The 2,541-nt window shown below is 43.7% G+C and carries 1 protein-coding gene; it reads left to right on the forward strand.

Annotated features, from left to right (window positions below; translation table 11 throughout):
• Nucleotides 1-2,428, forward strand: a 2,428-nt coding sequence (locus tag WBA23_RS24605; protein ID WP_424584930.1) for a tetratricopeptide repeat protein, incomplete at its 5' end; no start/stop codon positions are given.
• Nucleotides 2,429-2,541 lie beyond the last annotated feature (113 nt).

The following is a 2,541-nucleotide window of genomic DNA, read 5'->3' on the forward strand; positions in this document are numbered from 1 at the left end:
ATTAGAGAGAGACCAAAAAGAAGTAGCCAATTTTTCGGAAATTATGCTGCTGGTAGGAGAAGCCAACTACCGGCAGGAACGCTACGCGGATGCTGAGCCATTTCTGCAAAGCTACGCTCAGTCGCGCAATCCTAGCCGAGATATTTCGTACCGGTTGGGCTACGCGCAGTATCAGCTGGAAAAAACCAAGGAAGCCATTGAAAACCTGACCAAAGCTGCCGCCGCTCAAGATAGCATTGGTCAAGTTGCTTCTTTTTATTTGGGCGTGCTATACACCAATCAAGATAACCTAGAGTACGCCGTTACTGCTTTTGAAACTGCCGCTAAAAGAAATTATGATGAAGCAATTCGCGAACAGTCATTGTTTAATCTGGGTAAAACGTTGTTTGATCGGGAAGAATACGGACGGGCAATACAATCGTTTAATCAGTTAAAAGAAGATTACCCTCAAACCCGCTTTGCCACCGAAGCTAATAATCTACTCAGCGAGGCGTACTTATATACGAACAATTACACCGAAGCGATGCAGTTTATTGAGAGCCTGCCCAATAAAACTTTACCGGTTCGCACATCTTATCAGCAAGTGAGCTACCGAGCAGGAACCCAAGCTTTCAACCAACGGCAGTACCGAAAAGCGGTAGAGCTGTTTGATAAGTCACTGGAATATTCTATTGATCCAACCTTGGTAGCCGGAGCTAATTTCTGGAAAGGGGAAGCGTATTCTATCGGGAAGTTTTGGGATAAAGCCATTAACGCTTATGATGCAGTATTTCGCCGATTGAAAGGAAACCGACTTGAAGGCGAAAAAGAGTTATATTATACGAAAGCTCAGTACGGTATTGGCTACGCTTACTTCAATACCAAGCAATACAATCTAGCTCTGCGGCACTTTCAAAACTACGTACAACAAAGTGCCTTACGCAAGAATATGCGGAATCAAGATAAATTTTATCTATCAGACGCATTGCTGCGATTGGCTGACTCGTACTACGTTACCAAAAGTTACCAGCAGGCACTACAAACGTATGATCGGGCCATTCAAGAAGACACCCGAGAAGCGGGTTACGCGTATTATCAAAAAGGAGTAATACAAGGTATTCTGGGTAACCAAAAGCAGGGGGTTGAGGTGCTCAACCAAATGCTGGCTCGCTACCGAGACTCTCCGTACTACGATGATGCACTATTTCAAAAGGCTCAACTACAATTGCAGCAAGGTGACTACCAAAGCGCTACGCAGAGCTTCGGAATACTGCTAGATACGCAGCCCCAAAGTAATTTAGCACCTTACGCGCTGCTGAGGCGAGCTTTGGCTTACTCTAATCAGCAGCAGTACCGGCAGGCTGAGCAAGACTACAAAACAATCTTAGACGACTATATGGCGCACCCTACCGCCAATTCGGCTATTCTGGGATTACAAGAAGTAACTGCCCAAAGTGGATCTACTGATTTTTCTCGCTACTTAGCTCAGTATAAAGAGGCGAATCCCGAAGATGCCAACGTAGCTAGCATCGAGTACGAATCGGCAAAGGGTCTGTATTTTTCGCAGAAGTACGATCAAGCAATTCAGCAATTGCAATCTTTCGTAGCAACGTATTCTGACAATGCTAATGTGCCGGAGGCAAATTACTACATTGGAGAATCATACTATCGGTTGGAGCAACTTGATGAAGCACTGGATGTCTACTACTCATTAACGACAGTAGAGAATCATCCCCAGAACCAACGTATTATGCAGCGCATTGCCGAACTGGAAAGCTCTCAGCAAAACTACGCCAATGCGGTTACCTATTTTCAAAAATTATCGCAAACTGCCCGTTCCAAAAAGCAGCAGTACAATGCTTGGCAAGGATTGATGACTTCTTACTACCAACTGGCTCAGGAAAATTCTAGCTTATTAGACTCAGTAGACTATTATGCTCAGCAAATACTAGAGCGCGCCAATATATCTGCTAACGCGGCTAATCAGGCAAACTTATACCGAGGTCGGGTGGCTTACGAACAAGGTAACTTAGACCAGGCTGAACCTATTCTAAGCGAATTAGCCAATACGGCTCCCGATGAAAATGGGGCTGAAGCTCAGTACTTAGCGGCCAGAATCTACTACGAGCGCGGTAATTACCAAAAGTCCATTGATTCGCTCTATGAACTAAACAAGAAGTTCGGAGCTTACGAAGAGTGGTTGGGCCGATCCTTTTTACTGATTGCCGAAAACTATCAAGGAATGGATGAAATGTTTCAGGCTAAAGCCACCTTAAACTCAATTATTGAAAACTCACCCCAGGAAGATGTAGTAAGGGTTGCAAAAGATCGGCTAGCCGAAATTGAACTAGAAGAAGCAGAGCTGCAGCAACAACAGCAGGCTGCCGACAGTACTCAGCAAGAATCTGAGAATGAAATTATTCTTGAAGAAAAACCTTCAAATCCATAGATTATTTAACCTTTTTATTAATAGTCGGTTATATTAATTTAACTTGTTAACCGACTAATTATGCGTTATTTTTCACTTTTACTCCTATTTTTTGTACTAGTAAGCTTCGCTAA

This window comes from Tunicatimonas sp. (assembly GCF_049647865.1).
In the GTDB taxonomy this organism is placed as follows: domain Bacteria; phylum Bacteroidota; class Bacteroidia; order Cytophagales; family Cyclobacteriaceae; genus Tunicatimonas.